Origin of the sequence: Bacillus sp. L_1B0_5 (assembly GCF_000836715.1) — a bacterium.
In the GTDB taxonomy this organism is placed as follows: Bacteria; Bacillota; Bacilli; order Bacillales; family Bacillaceae_G; genus Bacillus_A; species Bacillus_A thuringiensis_S.
Map to the genome: position 1 here is coordinate 23750 of NZ_JXIS01000019.1, position 23334 is coordinate 47083.

Here is a 23334-nt window from a genome sequence, read left to right on the forward strand (position 1 = left end):
CCCCCTAGTCCACAAGTGATACGTATTGTTTTCTTTGCCATTTTTGCTGGATTTCAACACCGTTTTGCGGATTACGCTTTTTATCTCTCGGGTTTGAAGATGGTAACGGACGATTCCCTTTTTCACGTAGTACACGCATCTTTACCATCGTTTGTTTGTACGCTGGTGTACACGTATAAAGATCTGTCGCCGTTCCAGTTAAAATATTGATTGCCTCTTCATTTACCGTTGCATGCATCGGTAAATATAGCTCTTTCCCCGTTACACGATCTGTAACAAGTGCCTGTACTTTAATTTTCCCAAATGGTGATGCTAATTCTACAAGACCACCATCTTTCACATTGCGCTCTAGGGCGAGTTCAGGCGAGATTTCAACGAACACTTCAGATACTTTAGATAAAATACCAGCCGATTTATTCGTCATATTCCCTTCATGGAAATGTTCTAACATACGACCATTATTTAAAAGTAAATCATACTCATCTGGCGCTACAACTGGTGGTACCCATTCATCTAATGATAGACGAGCTAGTTTATCTGGGAAGTTAAATCCGTCCACATATAATAGTGGTGTATCACTACCATCATGGCTACCCCAACATAAACTATTCCATCCTTCTAAACGATCGTATGTCGCCTGAGAATATAAAGGTGCAAGCGATGCAATTTCATCCATGATTTCACTTGGACTTTCATAATTCCAGTCCCCGCCAAGTGCACGAGCTACTTTTTGTAAAATCCACCAGTCTGGCTTTGAATCACCAAGCGGCTTCAATACTTCATATAATCTTTGAATACGGCGCTCTGTATTCGTAAATGTTCCCTCTTTTTCTAAGCTTGGTGCTGCCGGTAAAATAACATCAGCAAAACGAGCTGTTTTCGACAAGAACATATCTTGAACAACAAGGAAATCTAAATTCGCTAAAATATGTTGTACATGGTTGGCATTCGAATCTACTAAAGCCATTTCTTCACCCATAACATACATACCACGCAGTTTTCCTTCATCTGCCGCAAGTAACATTGCAATATTATTTAACCCTGGTGCTTTCGGAATTGTAGTACCGTATGCAGTTTCAAATTTCGCACGGAGCGCATCATCTGAAACTGCTTGGTAACCTGGAAGCCAGTTTGGTAATGTTGCCATATCACAAGCACCTTGTACGTTATTATGTCCGCGTAATGGGTATGCTCCTGCACCAGGACGACGATAGTTACCCGTAACAAGCAATAGATTTGAAATTGCTGCTGAAGTTGTACTTCCTCCAGTATTTTGAGTTACACCCATTCCCCAAAGTACACAAGTACCATCTGCTTCATATACCATACGAGCCATTTCTTTCAGATTTTCTTTCGAAATCCCCGTAATTTCTTCTGTATAATCAAGCGTATACTTTTCTACCATTTTGCTATATTCATCAAAATTCTTCACATTTTCAGCTATGAACTTTTTATCGTGCCAATCTTGATCAATAATATATTTCGTAATACCAGCGAGCCATACGTAATCAGTTCCTTGGCGCGGATGAATGAATAAATCCGCACGCTCTGCCATTTCATGTTTACGAAGGTCCGCCACAATTAATTTTTGGTCATGTAATTTATGAGCACGTTTTACACGAGTTGCAAGTACAGGATGTCCTTCTGTTGGATTTGCTCCAACGATAATGACAAGGCCAGCTTCCGCAATATCTTTCACTGTTCCAGCGTCCCCGCCCATACCGACAGTTTTGAATAAACCGTCTGTTGCTGGAGATTGACAATAACGGGAACAGTTGTCTACATTATTCGTTCCATATATTTGACGGGCTAGTTTTTGCATAAGATAATTTTCTTCATTCGTTACTTTCGAAGAGGAAATAAACCCAAATGCATCACTGCCATATTCTGATTTAATATGCTGCATATTGGATGCAACAACTTCAAGAGCCTCTTCCCATGAAGCTTCAACAAACATATCTCCTTGGCGAATTAATGGCTTTGTAATTCGATCTTCACTGTTTACAAAATCCCATCCAAATTTGCCTTTTACACATGTGGAAATACCGTTAACCGGCGCATCTGAAACAGGCTGTACTTTCAAAATGTGGCGGTCTTTCGTCCATACTTCAAATGAACAACCTACACCACAAAATGTACAAACTGTTTTTGTTTTATTCACTTTCGTCTTACGCATCGCAGCCTCTACTTCTGAAACTGCTAAAATACTACTATATCCAGGCTCTACATCCTTTACAAAATCAATCATCGGATCTAACACATCCGGTTTCAATCCAGTCATGAATCCAGCTTCACCCAACATTGTTTTTTCCATTAACGCATTACATGGACATACTGTTACACACTGTCCACAACTTACACAAGACGAGTCATTTATACTTACACCATTGTCCCAAATAACACGTGGACGGTCTAAGCTCCAATCAATCGATATAGTTTCATTCACTTGTAAGTTTTGACATACTTCTACACACTGCCCACAAGCAATACATTGATTTGGATCATATCGATAAAATGGATGTGACATATCCACTTCACACGCACTTACTTTCGGCTCATACGGATATTTCTGTTCCTCAATCCCCATCATATGTACTGTATTGTGGACTTTACAGTTACCATTATTGTTATCACAAACGGTACAATACAATAAATGATTCTCTAATATTCGATCCATTGCCTCAGTCTGTGCCTCTTTTGCACGCCGGGACTGTCTTTCGATATGCATACCGTTCTCTAATTTTGTTGAACAAGCACGCAATAACTTTCCATTTACTTCTACAATACACGTATCACAAGTTTGAATTGGATCTACTTCTGGTACATGACAAATTTGAGGATGTTCCAAATTACTCTCGTTAAATAATTGTAGTATCGTCTTTTCACCTGATGCAGAAAATTCTTTACCATCGACGGTTACACGGACTGTCTGTTCTGCCATAGTTTCCCCTCTCCTTACAACCAACTGTACAACACAATTATGAATCCGTTTTCAAAATCGCATTACTGTACATATTTTTGAAACGCTCTACCCAAATACTTTCTTATGAAGTCGATTCTAGATGTTATAAGGTATAACTACGAAAGCTTGAAAATATCACTATTCTACAGTTCTATTATATCGTACATATACAATAATAACCAAAATAATCTGTGATCTTCTTGCTAATAGGTGTTTTTATTTTTCCCATTGTTTTATGATAAATGTGGGAGAGAAATACATATAAAAGGGGAATTAAATATGGGGCCTACGCAAGAGACTTATACAATTGTACGCTATCAATCTGGTACATTTTCAAAACAACTTGATGAGATTGTTACAGAATCTCCTATTACTATTAAATTGAATGGTGAAGAATATGTAACAGTCGTATGCACACCAAATTATATTGAAGATATGGTAATTGGTTTTTTAATTTCTGAGGGGATTATTTCTTCCTATAAAGATGTCGAAGAACTATGGGTTCAAAAGGATAACGGAATTGTCCATGTAAAATCATCAAAAGTGAATCCGCTCTATCAAACTTTATATAATAAACGATACATCACTTCTTGCTGCGGAAAAGGTAGACAAGGTTTTATTTTCGTAAACGACGCAGCAAAAGCAAAAGACTTACATGATATACATGTAAAAATTACTCCTGAAGAATGCTTTCACTTAATGAATACCTTGCAACAATCTTCTACTACATTTCGCCAAACTGGCGGTGTTCACAATACCGCACTATGTGATCGAAACAATATCCTCCTATCAAGAATGGATATTGGAAGACATAATGCATTAGATAAAATATATGGTCATTGTTTGCGTAACGATATATCCATTAAAGGAAAAATCATCGCATTTAGCGGACGTATTTCATCTGAAATTTTACTCAAAGTTTCAAAAATCGGATGTGAAATTGTTCTATCTAAATCCGCTCCAACAAAACTGGCATTGCAGCTTGCACATGATTTAGGCATTACAGTTGTAGGGTTTATTAGAAATGAATCTTGTAATATTTACACACATCCAATACGAATTGATGGCTATCAATCCAATGTTTAAAAAATAACTCCTCAATTGAGGAGTTATTTTAGTTATAAAAATGTAATATATTAAACACTTGAATAGTTAATAAAGTTAATATATAATTTCATTACACAATTAAAACAAAACATTGTAGCATATATCTTTTCATTCTTTTACAAATTAAAAGAGAATACTAACAAAAAACACATACTCAATCTTATAAAAAGTAATGGATTTATTTGAAATCCACCAGGGAGGTTACAACTATGGAAATTCGCTTATTAACAACAGAGGACGCAGAAATATATTTAAAAGTTTGTATGGAAGGTTTAACGAAGAATCCGGAAGCTTTTAGCTCTTCTTATGAAGATGTTCTTAAACATGAAGATCCTGTGGCTGCTATGGCTAAACGATTAAGCAATCCGGATAAGTATACTCTAGGTGTCTTCAAAGATAATGATTTAATTGGTATCGCTACTTTAGAAACAAAACCATTTATTAAACAAGAACATAAAGCAAAAATTGGCTCCGTTTTTGTTTCTCCAAAAGCACGTGGTCTCGGAGCAGGACGAGCTCTAATTAAAGCAATTATTGAAAATGCCAATAAATTACATGTAGAACAACTCATGCTCGATGTTGTAGTTGGTAACGTTGGTGCCAAAAAACTATATGAGTCATTAGGTTTCCAAACTTACGGCGTACAAGAGCGTTCATTAAAACATAACGGTCAATATTGGGACGAGGAACATATGGTTCTGTTCTTAAATGATTAATACTTCAATATAAAGTGAAACTTTACTCAGCGGAAGATTTTTCCACCCCTCACTGAGTATTAGTTGAACCAATCGGACTTTTACGGGCAGTAACTCCCACCTAACTCCCTCGTATTCGCCGAATTTTAAGGTGGGAGTTACTGCCCGCAAATAGCGGGGGAGTTTTCAAAAAGCATCTTTCTTAATAAGAAAGGTGCTTTTTTTCATTACAACAATGTAATCTTCATGTCACCTTTATCGATCGTACCAATCCTTACCATTCATTATACTAAAAATATAAAATGAAACTTTACTCAGTGTGGAACCCCCTCTCACACTGATCGCATGTACTTGATATGTAGAGGAGAATGTGACATGAAACAAAACAAACGAGCTATGCTTTTAATATTTACTACAGCAATTATAACTTCTGGATTAGCAATTTTACCTTGGTTTATTATATGAACACTCCCCCTAACAACGAAAAAAGCTGATTGCTTCTTAAGAAGCAATCAGCTTTTTTTATATTATAAAATCCCCAAAATTTTATTTACGCAACTTATAATAATAACCATAGATACGGCAACACACATTACAACCGTATTACGATCTTGCTTTTCTTTTTTTGAAATTTCTTCTTTTGAATTCATGTGTATGATCTCCTTTTAAAAAAAGTGTGAGATAGGAAATTTTTCTTATCCGATGCGAGGTGAATACGAAAACCCTCTCTATCTCACATACACAATAGAATGGAATTGTCATTTTATAAATAAAATGACATGACGTTATGTCGCAACATAGGGTATTTTGTGTCGCTACGTTTTCTATTATAAAAAATAGTTGTGCAAAACTAGTGCATTTTTTATGTCAATTACTCTGAGCGAAAAAATCAGCCCTCCATTCAATCACATAAAAAGAGTTTTTTATTATTTTCATGTAAACTATACAAGTAGAATGAACAGTTTGGGGTGCACAAGATTATGGTAAAAATTTTATTAGTAGACGATGAAGAACGTATGTTGCGATTATTAGATCTGTTCTTAAGCCCTCGCGGCTATTTTTGTATGAAAGCTACCTCTGGCCTTGAAGCACTAAAATTAATCGAACAAAAAGAATTCGATATTATTTTATTAGATGTTATGATGCCTAATATGGATGGATGGGATACTTGCTATCAAATTCGTCAAATTTCCAACGTTCCTATCATTATGTTAACAGCTCGCAACCAAAACTACGATATGGTGAAAGGCCTTACTATGGGGGCAGATGACTATATTACAAAACCATTTGATGAGCATGTATTAGTCGCACGAATCGAGGCTATATTACGCCGTACAAAAAAAGATGGCTTTGTTAGTTTCAATGGTATTGAGTGGGATAAAACGAAACATACTGTCACAGTTTATGATGAAAAAATCTCATTGACACCTATCGAATTTTCGTTACTCGGGCTATTTTTGCAAAATACAAACCGTGCTTATAGCCGAGATGATTTAATCGAGAAAATTTGGGGTTATGAAACAGATATCGAATATAGAACCATTGATTCACACATTCGTAATATCCGTGATAAACTACGCAAAAAAGGATTTCCAATTGAAGATTACTTAGAAACGGTCTATAAAGTCGGATATAAATGGAAAAGTGAATAATTACTTCGGTCAGTGGGAAATCGTATACCACTGACTCTTTATTATGAATAAGGTATGGTGAGAAAATGAGTAAACTTTCCCTTAAAATTGGGACATACTTTTTAATATTAGCTTTATGTATTGAAACAATTGCTTTCGTATCTTTTTATAAAAGCATATCAACAATGCGTGTGAAAGAAGAAACCGATGCTCTATTAGAGAAAGGTAATCGGTATCGTGATAAGATTGTAAACCGTGCAAGATGGAATGAATATTCTAAACAACAGCAATACACAGAACGTCCTAAACATCCTCGGTATCAGGATTTCACTATCGAACATGCGGCTGAAGATTTAATCGGTTCCGAATTAATTGCTAATACTGATATAACAATCGTTATAACTGACAATAACGGCAAAATTATTTCTAACTCCGAACCCGTAACGAAAGAAATGAAAAAACAACTTACTTGTAAAACAGAACTTATCCCAAATAGCGGGTTAATTGTAGAAAGAAACTGGAAAAAATCAAAATTCATTTCAACAGTAAGTCCACTTGAAATTCAAGGATTTCAAGGTAATTTATATATGTTATTAAAGACGTCTTTCTTAGAAAAGATGTTACTTAAACTACTGCATCAATTTCTTATCATTAGTATTTTGACGATTATTTTAACGACTATTTCTGTCTTTGTTTTTTCTCGTGTTATTACTGAACCGCTTATAAAAATGAAGAAGGCAACAGAAAAAATGTCAAAATTAAATAGGCCAATTCAATTAGGTATTAAACGGAATGATGAACTTGGAAGCTTAGCAAAAACAATTGAAGATTTATCGAGTGAACTTACGTATATGAAAAAAGAGCGCAATGAATTTCTCGCTAGTGTCGCTCATGAACTATTAACTCCATTGACCTATATGAAAGGTTATGCGAAGGTAGCAAAGAGAGACTCTTTAACAAAAGAGGAGCGAGAAGAATACTTACAAATCATTGAGGATGAAACGGATAGTGTAACCGATCTCGTCCAAGATTTATTTATGCTTGTACAATTAGAACAACACCAATTTGTTATAAAAAAACAAAAAGTACTTCTTCAGCCATTTTTAGAACGAATGGTAGAAAAAACAAAAACAACATTAACAAATAAGCAAATGCAACTTGATGTATATTGCAAAGATGATTTAGAAGTTTGCATAGATGAAAGGCGTATGGAACAAGTTATGTTAAATTTATTACACAACGCTTATCAACATTCGCCAGAAAACACGTCTATTATGATACGTGTACTCACGGAAACAGATTCTTTTACAATAAGTGTACAAGATGAAGGTGAAGGTATTCCTGAAGAAGATATCCCGCATATTTTTGACCGTTTTTATCGTGTCGATAAATCTAGAACACGAGCTACAGGTGGAAAAGGCATCGGGCTAGCTGTTGCAAAAGAAATTGTGGAATTGCATAACGGTTCCATTCTAGTAACAAGCAAATTAAGTGTAGGAACAAACTTTATAATTGAGCTACCTTTTGAATAATATGTGTGTGAAAACACCAGTAGTAGTAAACACTACTGGTGTTATTTTGTTCATAAAATCAGCTCATATAAGCTAAGCTTTTGAAATTATTCTTATTTCAATATAAAATAAAGGTACATTTGCAAAGATTTGGAGGGTGATATAATTGGATATCCATGTATTAACAAAAGACGAAGCGGAAATTTACTTAGAACTTCGTGTAGAAGGATTAAAGCAAAACCCTGAAGCTTTCAGCTCTTCTTATGAAGATATTATTAATAAAGAGTGTGCGATTGAATATAAAGCACAAAAATTAGCACAAGATGAAAACTATACGCTAGGTGCATTTAAAGATGGACAATTAATCGGAGTTGCAACGCTGGAAACGAAACCATATGTAAAACAGGAACATAAAGCTAAAATCGGTTCTGTATATGTGTCTCCAAAAGCACGCGGACTTGGAGCAGGAAAAGCACTTATTAAAGAATGTCTTGAACTTGCTAAATCTTTAGAAGTAGAACAAGTTATGCTTGATGTTGTTGTTGGCAACGATGGAGCAAAAAAACTTTATGAATCATTAGGTTTTAAAACATTCGGTGTACAAGAACGTTCATTAAAATATAATGGACAATATTGGGACGAAGAGCATATGGTCTTATTCTTAGATGAAAATAAATAACAAAAAACATCCTCTCCTATATGAGGATGTTTTTTACTTTTTTCTAGACCACGCTGTATTTAATAATTGAATCGCTTTCGCAATTTCTTCTTCTGATAAAATCGCAAACCCAAGTAAAACTACATTTTCAGGTGCAGTACCATCTTTATAGTACGTAGAAACAGGATATATTTTAATACTATGTTTTGCAGCTTCTTTAATTAATTCTTCTTCCCGCATTCCATTATGCACCTTTAATAAAATGTGTAATCCCGAATCCTCTCCTATCACTTCAACACGATTTGAAAAATACTTTTCTATTTCAAAAACAAGTCGATCTCTCTTTTTTCGGTAGACGACACGCATTTTATGAATATGTTTTTCCCAATATCCTTCATTTAAAAATCTTCTAATCACTTCTTGATCCATTCTTGAAACACTTTGTGTATAAAATAAATATTGCTGTTGATACCTTTTAATTAATTTCTTCGGCAACACCATATAGCTCATCCGTAACGATGGTAATAATGCTTTAGATAGCGTACCCATATAAATAACTTTCCCCTCTGTATCTAACCCTTGCAGCGCTGGTATAGGCTTTCCCGAATAGCGAAATTCACTATCGTAATCATCTTCAATAATATACCTACCCTCTTCTTTCTTTGCCCATTGTAAAAGCTGCATCCTTCTCGTAATAGGCATTATCATTCCATAAGGAAACTGGTGAGAAGGTGTAACAAATACAACATTCGCATCGCTATTTTCTAAATCTGCAATACAAATTCCATCTCTATCTAAAGATAACATTTGGACCCTTGTTTCTCCCTGTTCAAAAACGACCATTTTCCTATGATACCCTGGATTTTCAACTGCATAATTGCTTCCCTTTAACAATTGAAAAAGTAGTTTCACTAATATTTGTGTCCCCGCTCCTAATACAATTTGACTAGCTGAGCAACGCACTCCTCTAGATTCATACAAATATTTCGTAATCTCTTCCCTTACACTCAATTCCCCTTGGGGGTGTCCCAGAAAGAGAAGATTATTATTATGCGGCTGCCATACTTCATTTACAATTTTCCGATACATATTGAATGGAAAAGCATTTGTATCAATTCCTGTTTGTGTAAAATCAAATTTGTAACTCTTCTCCTGAAACGATACTTCTCCTATTCTCTCTCCTCTATCTTCTACATGAACAATTTGCTCAATCTCGCAAACAAAATAACCTCTTCTCGACATCGACTCAATATAACCTTCTGCAAGTAATTGTTCGTACGCTGCCTCTACTGTATTTTTACTTACTTGTAAATGTATCGCTAACTTTCGCTTAGCCGGTAATTTCGTAAAAGGGACAATCGATCCATCTTTAATCTCTTTTTTTATATACTCATACAATTGCACATACAATGCCTTTTTACTATTCATATTTAAATTAGGCGTTAATTCTAACATAATATCTGACCCCTTAATAAAACTAAAATCTGATACTTTTTACAGTACCAGATTTTATATATAATTCCTTTTATCATGTCACACATAAAAAATCAAATACCTGAGAGGAGAAACATGATCATGAACAATAATAGACGTATCGGACTCATTATGATTATTACAGGAGCTACATTATGGGGATTATCTGGTCCAATGATTCAGTGGCTATTTCAGCATACTAATGTATCCTCAATTGATTTTTTAACAATTCGATTGTTGCTTGCAGGAATATTTATTTTGTCTTTCTTACTTATAAAGAAACAAAACATATTTCAAATTTGGAAACACCCTAGATATTATATACAACTTATTATTTTCTCTATTCTCGGCATGCTTGGTGCGCAATACGCCTTTATCGAAACGGTTCATATTAGTAACGCCGTCACAGCAACGCTATTTCAATTTCTAGGTCCTGTTCTTATTACCGTGTACGTTGCATTTGAACAAAGAAAATTCCCTGCTTCCATGCAACTATTCGCAATTATAGCCGCGCTAATAGGAACATACTTTATTATTACAAATGGCTCAATTGAAAATATTGTTTTATCTAAAGAGGCTATTATTTTTGGACTATTAACAGCAATCGGATTTGCATTTTATACCCTTCATCCGGCTTCTCTCATTAAAGAATGCGGGACAACTGTAGTAATTGGTTGGGGGATGTTAATCGGAGGAATTGCACTACTTATTTATAATCGTTCATTCGGGTGGAATCAATTTTCACAAACCCTTACACTAAAAACTTTTTCTATGCTTATTCTTATCATTATTAGTGGTACCCTTTCTTTCCTTCTATATATCGGTAGTCTTAAATATTTAGCAGCAACAGAAACAAGCATTTTATCTAGCATTGAACCCCTTGTAGCTGCCATCGTTTCAATCACTTGGCTAAATGAATCTTTTGGAACATATCAATTATTAGGCGGCGTATGTATCGTTCTGTCCGTTATTTTTTTGACGATGCCTCAAAAAGAAAACGAACCAACCTATACAACGGAACAAGTATAAAGTAAAACTTTAATCAGTGGGGGAGGCTATCTCCCACTGATTATTAACCTACACCAATCGGGCTTTTACGAGATAAAAAATGTCAAAAGAGGTCGTACAAAACTTACGACCTCTTTTTATACTTTAAAGGAATTGTCCCGCCTTCTAGCAAATACAATTACACTAACAATAAAAACTAGGAGTGTGGCACCATGAAAAAAATCGGAACTATGCTACTTCTCTCCTTCCTCATCACTGGATGCGCACAAGCACAACCTGATTCAAAAGCACCTAAAACAGAAGCTGTCACAACGTCATCCACTCAAGTGAACGCACCTTCCTTCTTTCACCTTAGTGTTTTAAAAGATGTAAATTGGGAAGAAGCACCCTCATTCATAGACGGAAAAATACCTTTAAAAGGCATCGAAGGAAAAATCGCAATGGCTGATAGTCCTATTATCGCAAATGAACAAAATGAAATAATGTGGTACTTTCTAGATTCTGAAATACCAACTGGAAAATTGTCTATTATTGCGCTAAAACAAGGATCTGTAACTCCAATACCAATACTCTTTCAAAAAGAAATTTCCAAGCAAACGTGGACTACTTCAAATACAATCGATTCTACTACAAACGAACTCCCTCTCACTATGTCACTACCTTCATCTGGATTATGGCTATTAAATATATACGTGAATGAAAAATATTATGATCAGTTTGTAATCACCGCTGAGTAAAGTGACAAAAATAAACCACTTTCTTACAACAATGTAATTTCTACGTCATGTACTTCGATAGTTGAATTATCTCTCTTCTCTTATACTTAAAGTAAGAAATGAAACGAGGAGAGATGAGAGATGAAAAAAATGATAGAAGTGATCGTAGCAGTAACTGAGGTTTTAGTGAATGGTAAACAAGTTGCAATGGAATTAAATAAATAGTGAAGAAACATAAATAATTCTACACTTCTTCATTATTTTGATTTCTTATCTCAAAAAAGCAGTGCCTTTTTAGGCACTGCTTTTAGCTATTAATAACTTGGTATTTTCGTAATTTGCGCCACGCCTGAATCAATAGCTGCTTTCGCTACTGCTTCTGCAACACTTGGAACAACTCTTTTATCTAATGGATTCGGGATTACATAATTCGCATTACGTTCTTCGTCCGTAATAATGTTAGCGATCCCATATGCTGCCGCTAATTTCATCTCTTCTGTAATATCAGTCGCGCGCACATCTAACGCACCGCGGAATATTCCGGGAAACGCCAATACATTATTTACTTGATTCGCATAATCCGAGCGCCCAGTTCCTACTACAGCTGCCCCAGCCTCTAATGCATCCTCCGGGAAGATTTCTGGAATTGGATTCGCCATTGCAAATACAATTGCTTTCTCACTCATCGTCTGTACAAGTTCTTTCGTTAATACGTTAGGAGCAGATACACCAATAAAAATATCAGCTTGGTGAATCGCTTCTTTTAACGTTCCACGCACATGTTCACGATTTGTCTTTTTTGAAACTTCAATTTGCGCTTCGTTCATCCATGTTTCACCTTCACAAACAATACCTTCTAAGCTAACTAACGTAATGTGCTTTGCACCAGCCTTTAATAATAATTTTCCAATTGCAATTCCTGCCGAACCCGCACCGTTAATAACGATTTTCACATTATCCATTTGTTTGCTAACAACTTTTAATGCATTAATAACAGCTGCTAAAACGACAATAGCTGTTCCATGTTGATCATCATGGAATACAGGAATATTCGTTTCTTCTTTTAATCGTTTTTCAATTTCAAAACAACGCGGTGCTGCAATATCTTCTAAATTAATCCCTGCAAATGTAGGCTCTAAATTTTTTACAAGGGTAACGATTTCATCTACATCCGTTGTGCCTAAACATAATGGGAAAGCATCTACATTCGCAAATTTCTTAAATAAAATACTTTTTCCTTCCATAACAGGCATTGCCGCTTTCGGTCCAATGTTTCCTAAGCCGAGTACCGCTGTTCCATCTGAAACAACTGCCACCATATTGCCACGTGCTGTATAGTCATACACTGTTTCTTCATCTGCCGCAATTGCCTTACAAGACTCCGCTACACCTGGTGTATACGTCAGGCTTAAATCATCCGCTGAATTTACTTCTACTTTACTTGTAATTTCAATTTTCCCTACTAATTCTTTATGCAATAACAATGATCTTTCATTAATTTCATTTTCTAACATACTTATAATCGCCCCTTAATTTGACAAGCTAGCTATATGAATATAGCTAGCTTGTTTGATCATGAAAACATTTTTAATAATATTGTCGCTGTTACAACCATTGCTGCCCCGCCTAAACGAGTCGAAATTTGCGCGAACGGCATTAATTCCATACGATTTGAAGCTGATAAAATAGCAACATCTCCAGTTCCACCTAAACCGCTATGACATCCAGTTACAATCGCCGATTCAACTGGATACATTTTCATCACTTTCCCTACAAGAAAACCTGATGCTACCATCGTAAGAACAACCGATGCGCACACAACAACATATCCTACTGAAAGAACTGCTGCTACGTCTTTTAACGGAATATATAGCAATCCTAATCCAACCATTAAAGGCCAAGTTAAATTCTTCGAAATAAATTTATATAAATGGAATGCTCCTTGCTCCATTTTTGCTGGCATTAATTTAAAATATTTCACAAGTGCTGCTGAGAAAATCATAATGATTGCCCCAGGAATACCGATGAACTTAGAAGCAAATCCTCCGAAGATGAAGAACGTACACGCAATTAATAAACCTGCTCCCATTAATGAGAAGTCAATTGGCTGCTCTGTATTTTGTTCTTTTAATAATTCTGCTTGATTGTCTGTTTTCACTAATACACCGTTACCACTAAGCTCCGGTTTCTTCTCACCTAAACGCTTCATATACCCTGCACTTACAATTGCGAACATATTTCCAATAATAGCTGCTGGAATAAGCTGTGATACAAACGTTGCTGATGATTCATTTAAAATATCACTATAAGCTAGCGACAATGGTAAAATCCCTTCCCCGATACCACCACTCACAATTGGTACGATGATAAAGAAGAATGTCTGCTTCATTTCAAATCCAAATAATGAACCGACCAATAATCCTACTGCTACAGAAGCTAACGTCCCTACTACTAAAGGAATAAACATACGAACGAAACCTTGTACTAACACTTTACGGTTCATTCCTAAAATACTTCCGACTACTAAACAAGAAATATATAAATATAAAAAGTTCGATTTTTTCATTAACATAGTCGCAGCTTCCATTGAAGCTGGATTCATCCAGTTAAAAAATACAAGTAATGATGGAATAAATAACGAAAGTATTGCTGGACCGCCGATATTTTTTAAAATTGGAATTCTCATCCCAATATCTCCTAAGAAAATCCCCATAATCATAATAACTGCAAATCCACCAATCATATCTGCTGGCAATTTATTATATACAGATGCCCCATAAATAATAGCAGCCAATACTACATATAACGGTAAAGGTATAACACCGATTTTTACATTCATAATTTTAGAAGCGAAAGATTCTCTTTGTACTTCATTTCCTTCAGAAAATGATACCGCTTCCACATTCTTTTGAATTCCCATATGGCACCCCCTCGTTTTCTTAATAACAATATTAAAACGCTTTCAATAGTAAAAATAGTTTTTGTAAGTTTTGTAATTGATTTTGTAATTAAAAAAAGTATAAGCGACTTATACTAAGTCGCTTATACGTAAAACTCTATTTTCTTTTGATCAACACATCTTAATTTACTTACAGGTCTTCCCACATGTTGGTACATCATTTCGTTTTCTAACACCCCAATGTCAGTCAAAAACATTACATATTTTCGAATAGAAACTCTTGAAATTCCAACTAATTGTGCCATTTCATCTGTTGTAAACACTCTTCCATTCAGCGACTCGATCTTCTGCCAAATTAATTGCAACGTTTGCTTCGTTAACCCTTTCGGAAGCTCTTTCGTGACAATAGGCTCCCTTTTTTCTTTTTGTAAAATTAACGAATCTAATTCCGATTGACTAATTTTTTGTTGTTCTTTCATGAAAGTAAGTTTTTCTCGATATATAGTTAATGCCTCTTTAAATCGTTCAAATGTAAATGGTTTAATTAAATAATCTACTACGCCATATTGTAATGCTTTTTTAATACTCCCCATATCATGTACAGCTGAAATCATCATAATATCGATTTCTTTTTCTTGGTTCCGAATATACATTAAAAGCTCAAAGCCAGTCTCTTCAGGCATAAAAATATCAAGTAATACTAAATCTACTCGTGATTTCTCTAATACTTCTATCGCTGACTTTACTGAGTTAACTGCTTGAACAAGTTCAAACCCTCCTACTTGCTCTAAATAATGCGTATTTAACATTGCTACCATCGGGTCATCTTCTACAATTAAAACTTTAATCATATTTGCCTCTCATCCCTACCTTTAGGTATTTCAATCGTTATCGTTGTTCCCTTTCCTACTAATGAATGCATATGAATTTCCCCATTTATTCGCTGTATACTTTCTTTTACAAGATACAGACCATAACCGCGGTTATCTCCCTTTGTGGAATACCCTTTCGTAAATAATTCCTCTATTTCTTTTTCTTGTATACCTTTTCCCGTATCTTGTACTGTAATAGTTAATATATCCCCATGTTGTATCTCAACTTCAACTCGCTTCTTTTCACAATTCGTCACTGCCTCTAATGCATTATCAATTAAATTTCCGACAATCGTAATAAGTTCATGAGTAATACTTTCATCATCTATTTCCGGCATATAAGAATCTTCACTTATAATTAATTTTATATTTTTCTCTCTAGCATAGCTGAGCTTACCGAGTAAAAAACCAGCAAATACTGGACTTTTTATTCTTTTCATAACTCCACCAATTTCATATTGATGCTCTGATACCATGCCGCTTATATACTTCTGTAATTCTTCATACTGTTTCATATGTGTAAGCCCTAATACGACATGCATCTTATTCATAAACTCATGAGATTGTGCCCGTAATGCTTCTGCATATAGTCTAATACCAGTTAGTTCCTCTGCTAGTTTTCTAATCTCTGTTTTATCACGAAATGTTGCAATTGCACCAACTATTTCTCCTTTTACATATAAAGGAACTCGATTCGTCACAATCGTAATTCCGTAAATATTTTGTTCTTCGTTTAATTGTACTTCTCCCGTTTGCAATACTTCTTTTATACGTGAATTTGGCATATATAACTCAACATCTTTACCGATAAAATCTTCTTCAAGTCCGCTTTTTTTAAATAGACGTTTCGCTTCATTATTAATTAGCGTTACTCTAGCCTCTTTATCGACAGCAATGATACCTTCCTTTACAGATTGTAGCATCGTATTTCTTTCTTCAAGAATTTTTGCTATCCTGTGCGGCTCAAGACCGAATAAACTTTTCTTTATATGTCTAGCTAGTAATATTGCTCCTACAATCCCGACTAACACGCCAACTCCGACACCAATATAAATGATATATCTACTTTCCCTAACTCTCTCTTTTACATTATCTGCTGAAATACCAACGGCCACTGCTCCAAGTTGTTCACCTGTTTCAGAAAATATTGGTACAAACACGCGCATGGAAATACCTAAAGTTCCTTCTGCTAACGATACATGTTCTTTTCCTTTCAATACAGGCCCTTCATCCCCGCCAATAAAATGATGACCTATTTTTTGAGGATCTGGATGAGATTTTCTTATTCCATCCATGTCCATAACTACAATAAATTGAACACCTGTGTTTTTTAATATCCTATTTGTATACGTTTGGATTGCAGAGGTATCTGCTTTCCCAACCAGACCATCTATTACAATCGAATCATTCGCCACAATGTGTGCAATTGTTTTTGCTTTCTCTGCTTGGCTATCCTCCGTCGTCCGTTCCACATTATGACTAATTAATATATCTGTCACAAGTAAAGAAAAAATTACAACTGTACAAACTAACAATGTAATCGTTTTCCATAAATTCCATAGTCTTTTTCTTTTTTTCATCCCATTAATGACTCCCCTAATTGCTGAATAGAAAAATAAGTAAGGTGATATTATTTTCACCTTACTTATCTGCTGTTATTATACTTTAAATTTACTAGTCATCGCTTGTAGTTCTTCTGCCATCTCAGCTAAGTTTTGCGAAGCTGAACTAATTTCTTCCATGGAATTAACCTGTTCTTCTGTTGAAGCTGCAACACTTTGCATACTAGCTGTATTTTCTTCTGCAGCAGCTGCAATTTCATCAATAGCATTTGTCACTTCATTTGCATCTCCAGCAATTCTCTTCGTTGTTTCTACCATTTGATTAACTTGAGAAACAATATGTGTAGTAGAACTTAAAATTTCCGTAAAACTTACTTTCGTTTTTGTTACAACATCAAGGCCTTCTTGGACTTCTCCATTCACATTATCCATTGCCTTAACAGTATGTTCAATATCCGCCTTAATTTCTGCAATTAAATTTGCAATCTCTCCAGATGACTCTCCTGATTGCTCTGCTAATTTTCTAACCTCATCTGCTACAATAGCAAATCCTCGTCCCTGTTCACCTGCTCTTGCTGCTTCAATAGCCGCATTCAAAGCTAATAAGTTCGTTTGAGTAGCGATGTTTTGAATTGCTTCAGAAATAGCTCCTACCTGCTTTGATTTCTCATCAAGAAGTTTAATAATAGCATCTGACTCGGATACCGATTTAGAAATAGATTGCATTTGTTTTGCGGTTTGTTCAACTAAATCTTCTCCCTCTTCAGCTCTTTCTCGCGCATGTAATGAGGAAATAGAAATTGACTCTGCGCTGCCAGTTACATCTTGAATTGCTGTATTTACTTGTTGTAATGTAGCCGCCCCTTCTTCAACACCTTGACTTTGTGATTCAGCGCCACCTGATACTTGTTCCATTGCAATTGTAATTTGGTCTGTCGCATCATTTGCTTGCTGTACACTCGCTGTTAACTCTTCTGCCGATGCTGCAACATGTTCTGCTGAAAAGCTAATTTGGGTAATAACATCTTGTAAAGACGTAGACATTTCATTAAATGAATCCCCTAATTTCCCTATGTCATCTTTGGAATGGATTGTAATTTTCTCTGTTAAATCTCCCTTACTAATTTTATATGCCGATTCAGCTATTTTTCGTAATGGCCTTGTAATAGACTTTGTAATGAAATAAATTAATACACTACCAAATGCAATAGCAATAGCAATGACAATCAAAGTCTTATAAAACACTGGATTGGCAGCTTGGGTAATTTCTTCATCGAACATAACTCCAACTACTTTCCAGCCTGTTTTCTCATTTGTTGCAAAGATTAAATTCTTTTTATCATCTTGTTCTGTATAAGACACATTTCCTTGTTTATCTTCATAAATTGGTTTAATCCAAGGATCAGTAACTTTTGCACCTGGTTTTCTAGATGGATGACTAACAATTTGCTTATTTTGATCTAAAATAACTGCATAACCTTTTTCACCAATGTTAATCATTTTGGAAATTTTTAAGATGTTATCTAAGTTTAAATTAATTCCTATAACACCTTTACCATCTTTTACTTCTTTCGCAATCGTCACTACCATATTTTTTGTAGATGCTGACTGATATGGCGCAGTAACAATTACTTTCCCTTTATTTTCATGTGCTTCTTTATACCAAGATCTATCTGTTGGATTATACCCATCAGCCATTTGAATAAATGGTTCTCTTATAAACTTTCCCGTCTCTGTTCCAATATAAATACCTTCTACTTCTGGATGAAGCTTTATATATTGTGCTAACTTCGTTCTTACTATTTCTTCTTGTCCGTTTGGATATGTATCCTCTGTTAAGATGTCTGCAAAGTACGTCGCATCAACAAATTTCTCTTCTATATTTTGAGAAATAACAGTATTTAAAACTGAAATATTCTCCTTTGCTTTATCTGTCATTTGATGTTCAAAATTTGTTTTGGCAGTTTGATATGAAACACCACCGATAATAATTCCTGGTATAGTTAAAATAATAAAAAATGAAATGATTAATTTTTTCTTGATACTCATACATTTAACCCAGTTAAATATTTTTTGCATAATAAGCCTCCTTTATGTAATGTGGATACTTGTGTCATTTTATACAATTAACATGTATAAAACAATATATAATGATAAAATGTAATTTTTTCTTCAATTATGCATTTTTGCATATTCATTCCTTATACGTATTTTAATCATAAAAATAAGAGAACTTTAGCATTATATATGCTAAAGTTCTCTTATTTCTTAACAGCGTCTACTCTATAAAACTTCTCTTATAATCCTCAAATGTTTATCCTTCACCTTATAGTCATATTACTAAAAATCTTCGTCCTAATTTATTTAGCGCTCTTTACATAACTAATTGCCTGACTTCCCATTTGTACCCATGCCTGTTCAAAGGTTTCTCTCGGTACTTTTACATCTAAGCTATCCTCAAGTGGATCTCGAATATATACAGATTCCTGATCATACCCAATAAGTACAACACAATGTTCATTATACGTAATAGAAACATCTCCACTATTTGTTTCCCATGTAGTAAATTCATCTTCATCTAATGGTGCAAATGTTGCATTTGTGATCATGACTACAGGTTGCCCTGCTTTTACACTCTTATAAATTTCTTCTATATTCTTCCCTGTTAAGTCTACAGCTTTATTAGGTAAATATTTTTCCGCTAACTGAAAAAGTGGCCCATGATATACACCGTATCCTGATTCAGAGAATGTATAAATATTACCTACAAATCCTTCATTCGGATTCCCGCGCACACCATCTTCTATAAAATTAACTTTTTTTATTTCATTTGCTAACGTCATCTTATCTACTGAAACACCAGCGTATTGTAACATCATCGCTAAGCTTGTCACTTCACAACCTCTATCTAGCTCTGGTAATTGCTGAATTAATGGTACACTTGATAAAATGACCTTTTCATCATTGTTACTAAATTCCGATTCTTTTCCGTTTTGTATATTGAAGAATGTCAACTTCTCCACATACTTTGTAATTCCATTTGTATATACACTCCATACCGCTATAGCTAGTAATGATATACATATATACCACTTAAACTTCCGTATCACTCTCACGCCCTTTTTAGTTCGTTAAATAAGAATAAAATGCGTCAGCATCCGTTCGAATCACTGGTACAAAATTTAGTTCTTTTTCTCTCTCAGGTTGATTTTTTTTTATTTTTTCTGTTAGCTCTTGAATATTCATGTTCGCTTTGTCCATATTAAGCTCATCTGCCAATTGTAGCACCTTTTGTTCATTAATTTCTCTTAACACTTGATATATATCTTTACCGTACAAATCAATATGATATTTTTTTGCTTCTTCCTGTACTTTTTGTTCGTACACTTCTTGTGCTAACTCTTCAATTTCTTTTCCTTTTTGAGAGATGTCTAACTTCCCTGCTGCTTCTCTTACTTTAGTCCCATAAATTTCTTCCGCGATGTCTTCAATTTCTTTTCCATTTGTTGCAATACCTAATTTATCTGCTTCATCTTTAATTTTAATCGTATTAATTTGAGTAATTAAATCTACAATTGATGTATTCTCTATCGATATGCCTAGCTTTAACGCTTCTTGCTTCACTTTTGTTTCATAGATTTCTTCAGACAGAGTTCCAACATCTTTTCCTTCAATCGAGATGCCTAACTGCTCTGCTTCTCTTCCTACTTCTGTTTCATGAATTTCTTTTTCTAGCGTAATTTGTTCTTTTCCTTCCGTTTCAATACCTAGTTTCTCCGCTTTTTCTTCTGTATTCACCGCATGTATCTTTCCATTGTTTAATTGTTCTTTACTGCGCTGTGTGTAATCTGTCTTTCCTTTTGATGTTTCAGAAGGAGAGGCACCCCCTAATATGCTTAAACTCATTACTCCAATAGTGAATACCGTCATCATTTTCTTTTTCAAAATTAATTCCTCCCTCTTACACTTTCTTTTCCATCATTCCCATAATTTTTTTAATACTATACATACATCTCATCGCTGCTTGAAATAACATTATGATCGATAAAATTCACTCACGTACACCTCTATAATCTCTTCTTCACGTAATGAATTTTCTTTATGCCATACATAATATAAATAGTTTCTTAACTTTATCTTAAAAAAAGACGACCTTGTAAAAACAAGATCGTCTTCTTACTTATATTCTTTGATTTTTAGGGAATATCACTTCAAAGCAAGTGCCATCTCCCCATTTGCTCTCTACTGATATTTTTCCATAATGCTTTTCTACAATCCAATTTGCGATTGAAAGACCTAATCCAGCTCCTTCTGACGTACTTCTTGCTTTATCCCCTTGATAAAAACGATCAAATAATTTCGGAATATCTTCTTCTTTCACTCCTATCCCGTTATCCTTCACCTGTATACGAATTGCACTACTCGTTTGCGTGCAATCAATTTGAATATGCCCGCCTTCGTTTGTATACTTCATCGCATTATCTAACAGTATGACCATCATTTGATGAATCCGCTCTCTATCCCCCATAAAAGATACGTCACTTTCTACTTTTAGTAACATCTCTTTTTCTTGATAAGAAGCAATCTCTTTATATGGGGCTACTATTTCTTCTAACAATTTATCAAGTTCAAATGTTTTCTTATCCATCTCAATTTGATTAGAATCAGAACGTGCTAGCAATAATAAATTACTAACGAGTTTCGATAACCGCCTACATTCTTTTGAAATTGTAGAAATATCCATCGCTTTTTCTTCTATCGTAGCGGATGGTGACTGGAATAAAACATCCGTTTTTGATTGAATAACTGCAAGTGGTGTCCTGAGTTCATGTGATGCATCAGAAACGAATTGCTGCTGTTTCTCCCATGAATTTTGAATAGGTACGAGTGCTCTACCAGCTAGGAAAAAGCCGATACCTATCGCACAGAGGCTTCCTATGCTACAACCTATAACAAGGATTAAAAATAAAGTATTTAACATTCTTTCTTCCGCTGTTATATCTCGCACGATTTGAACTATTTCTCCATCTTTTTGAAGCGAAAATACTCTAAAATATCGTCCTTGTACTTCAATATCTTGTAACTCCTCTAAATTTTTTGGAGAAAACTTTTCCAAATTCTCTTCAAAAATAGAACGGAATTTACGGTTATCGCCCTCTATTTTCACTATTTTTCCATTCCAAGTTATTCTAGTTACTCGCGGATCTCCAATTTGGATATTCTCCATGCGTTTTCTTGGTGGTATTTTAACATCTAATTTTTCTCTATACTGAGCCAACATTTTTATAGATTGATCCACTTCATTATAAATACGCTTATATGTGTATGAATAAATAATACTACCTAATATACCTATTAATAGGATAAATACTAATGAATTCACTATAGTCAAACGAATGCGTGTCTTTTGAAACATACTTCCCTTTTTCATTGTTCTTTTAATATATATCCAATACCTCGAACGGTTTGAATATCTTTCTGATAACCGAATGGTTCTAATTTTTTACGTAAATGATGCACATACACTTCTACAATCGCTACTGTCGTATCTGAATCAAATCCCCAAACACGATCAAAAATTTGTTCACGCATTAAAATCTTCCCGCTATTTTGAATGAGGTACTCTAGTAGCTCATATTGTTTCAATGTCAACTTAATACTTTTTCCATCTACTTGAACGTCTTTATCTTTTCCGAACAATTCAATCCCTTTATAACGAATCGTTTGCTGCGTTGTTAAACTACCACTTCTGCGTAGTAAAGCGCGAATTCTCGCTTTTAATTCGGGAGCCTGAAATGGCTTAACGATATAGTCATCTCCACCAAAGTCCAATCCCTTCACCCGATCTTCTAAAGAATCTCTCGCTGTCAAAAACAGGACTGGTGTTTCAATCTTTTCATCACGTATTTTTTGAATTACTTCAAATCCGTCCATCCCTGGCATCATCACATCCAGCAAAATTGCATCATATATATTTTGAAGCGCTAAAAACAATCCATCTTCTCCATTTATTGCTGTATCTACTTCAAATTCATCACGCAAAATTTGTACGATAGACTCTAGTAACGAAGCATTATCTTCTACTACAAGTAAGCGCATACTGTCACCTTCCATCATATAGTTCAATTCTATTTATTATTACGTTTCTTCTCTTCGTAACAAAAGAATGTAGTTACATTACGTAATTTCATTTTCAACTATTTTCTTCTGAAGTTTTGCTTTATATAAAATTTTGAAGTT

Annotated in this window: 19 protein-coding genes; 7 read left to right on the forward strand and 12 right to left on the reverse strand. The window is 34.7% G+C overall.

What is annotated here, in order from left to right; translation table 11 throughout:
• Window positions 1-4: 4 nt before the first annotated feature.
• On the reverse strand, window positions 5-2941 hold the full coding sequence (gene fdhF / locus RT27_RS06105) for a formate dehydrogenase subunit alpha (RefSeq protein ID WP_043935534.1): 2937 nt from the start codon (window positions 2939-2941) through the stop codon (window positions 5-7).
• Between the two features lie 300 nt (window positions 2942-3241).
• On the opposite strand from fdhF, the gene fdhD reads away from it, so the two are divergent.
• Window positions 3242-4048 carry a formate dehydrogenase accessory sulfurtransferase FdhD gene (gene fdhD / locus RT27_RS06110; protein ID WP_043935536.1) on the forward strand — a complete coding sequence of 269 codons (807 nt, stop codon included), beginning with the start codon at window positions 3242-3244 and terminating at the stop codon, window positions 4046-4048.
• Window positions 4049-4278: 230 nt separating this feature from the next.
• Window positions 4279-4785: a GNAT family N-acetyltransferase gene (locus RT27_RS06115; RefSeq protein WP_016083577.1), complete on the forward strand. Its 507-nt coding sequence runs from the start codon at window positions 4279-4281 to the stop codon at window positions 4783-4785.
• A 506-nt stretch (window positions 4786-5291) separates the two neighbouring features.
• Here the strand turns inward: RT27_RS06115 and RT27_RS36065 are convergent.
• On the reverse strand, window positions 5292-5414 hold the full coding sequence (locus RT27_RS36065) for a hypothetical protein (RefSeq protein ID WP_001085006.1): 123 nt from the start codon (window positions 5412-5414) through the stop codon (window positions 5292-5294).
• A gap of 330 nt (window positions 5415-5744) precedes the next feature.
• On the opposite strand from RT27_RS36065, the gene RT27_RS06120 reads away from it, so the two are divergent.
• From RT27_RS06120 to RT27_RS06130, 3 genes are all read left to right on the forward strand, one after another.
• Window positions 5745-6416 carry a response regulator transcription factor gene (locus tag RT27_RS06120; RefSeq protein WP_000238956.1) on the forward strand — a complete coding sequence of 224 codons (672 nt, stop codon included), beginning with the start codon at window positions 5745-5747 and terminating at the stop codon, window positions 6414-6416.
• A 65-nt stretch (window positions 6417-6481) separates the two neighbouring features.
• A complete protein-coding gene (locus tag RT27_RS06125; protein ID WP_016083578.1) occupies window positions 6482-7927 on the forward strand; it encodes a HAMP domain-containing sensor histidine kinase in 1446 nt (481 codons plus the stop codon).
• A gap of 145 nt (window positions 7928-8072) precedes the next feature.
• Window positions 8073-8585, forward strand: coding sequence for a GNAT family N-acetyltransferase (locus RT27_RS06130; protein ID WP_000351216.1), 513 nt, complete (start codon window positions 8073-8075; stop codon window positions 8583-8585).
• 33 nt (window positions 8586-8618) lie between these two features.
• Here the strand turns inward: RT27_RS06130 and RT27_RS06135 are convergent, their stop codons facing one another.
• Entirely contained in the window at window positions 8619-10019 is a 1401-nt protein-coding gene (locus tag RT27_RS06135) for a PLP-dependent aminotransferase family protein (RefSeq protein WP_043935537.1), read from the reverse strand.
• 120 nt (window positions 10020-10139) lie between these two features.
• Here RT27_RS06135 and RT27_RS06140 point away from each other — a divergent pair, with 120 nt between their 5' ends.
• Together RT27_RS06140 and RT27_RS06145 are read left to right on the forward strand one after the other, a co-directional pair.
• The gene (locus RT27_RS06140; RefSeq protein ID WP_043935539.1) at window positions 10140-11066 is read left to right on the forward strand and encodes a DMT family transporter; all 927 of its coding nucleotides are present in this window, start codon (window positions 10140-10142) and stop codon (window positions 11064-11066) included.
• Between the two features lie 191 nt (window positions 11067-11257).
• Window positions 11258-11782 carry a DUF4871 domain-containing protein gene (locus tag RT27_RS06145; RefSeq protein WP_029441531.1) on the forward strand — a complete coding sequence of 175 codons (525 nt, stop codon included), beginning with the start codon at window positions 11258-11260 and terminating at the stop codon, window positions 11780-11782.
• 293 nt (window positions 11783-12075) lie between these two features.
• Here the strand turns inward: RT27_RS06145 and RT27_RS06150 are convergent, their stop codons facing one another.
• From RT27_RS06150 to RT27_RS06190, 9 genes are all read right to left on the reverse strand, one after another.
• Window positions 12076-13275, reverse strand: a complete 1200-nt coding sequence (locus tag RT27_RS06150) for a malic enzyme-like NAD(P)-binding protein (RefSeq protein WP_029441530.1) — start codon at window positions 13273-13275, stop codon at window positions 12076-12078.
• 59 nt (window positions 13276-13334) lie between these two features.
• Complete coding sequence (locus RT27_RS06155; protein ID WP_029441529.1) at window positions 13335-14681, reverse strand: 2-hydroxycarboxylate transporter family protein; 1347 nt, start codon at window positions 14679-14681, stop codon at window positions 13335-13337.
• A gap of 122 nt (window positions 14682-14803) precedes the next feature.
• Window positions 14804-15511, reverse strand: a complete 708-nt coding sequence (locus RT27_RS06160) for a response regulator (RefSeq protein WP_016083584.1) — start codon at window positions 15509-15511, stop codon at window positions 14804-14806.
• Window positions 15508-17112, reverse strand: a complete 1605-nt coding sequence (locus RT27_RS06165; RefSeq protein WP_016083585.1) for a sensor histidine kinase — start codon at window positions 17110-17112, stop codon at window positions 15508-15510. Before RT27_RS06165 ends, RT27_RS06160 begins: the two co-directional genes overlap by 4 nt.
• 78 nt (window positions 17113-17190) lie before the next feature.
• Window positions 17191-19173, reverse strand: coding sequence for a methyl-accepting chemotaxis protein (locus RT27_RS06170; protein ID WP_029441528.1), 1983 nt, complete (start codon window positions 19171-19173; stop codon window positions 17191-17193).
• Between the two features lie 281 nt (window positions 19174-19454).
• Window positions 19455-20210, reverse strand: a complete 756-nt coding sequence (locus tag RT27_RS06175) for a C39 family peptidase (protein WP_043935541.1) — start codon at window positions 20208-20210, stop codon at window positions 19455-19457.
• 7 nt (window positions 20211-20217) lie between these two features.
• Window positions 20218-21039 (reverse strand): hypothetical protein, encoded by an 822-nt coding sequence (locus tag RT27_RS06180; protein WP_016083588.1) that lies wholly within the window; start codon window positions 21037-21039, stop codon window positions 20218-20220.
• Window positions 21040-21274: 235 nt separating this feature from the next.
• Window positions 21275-22510 carry a HAMP domain-containing sensor histidine kinase gene (locus RT27_RS06185; protein ID WP_016083589.1) on the reverse strand — a complete coding sequence of 412 codons (1236 nt, stop codon included), beginning with the start codon at window positions 22508-22510 and terminating at the stop codon, window positions 21275-21277.
• Window positions 22511-22521: 11 nt separating this feature from the next.
• Window positions 22522-23193, reverse strand: coding sequence for a response regulator transcription factor (locus RT27_RS06190; RefSeq protein WP_016083590.1), 672 nt, complete (start codon window positions 23191-23193; stop codon window positions 22522-22524).
• Window positions 23194-23334: the final 141 nt, after the last annotated feature.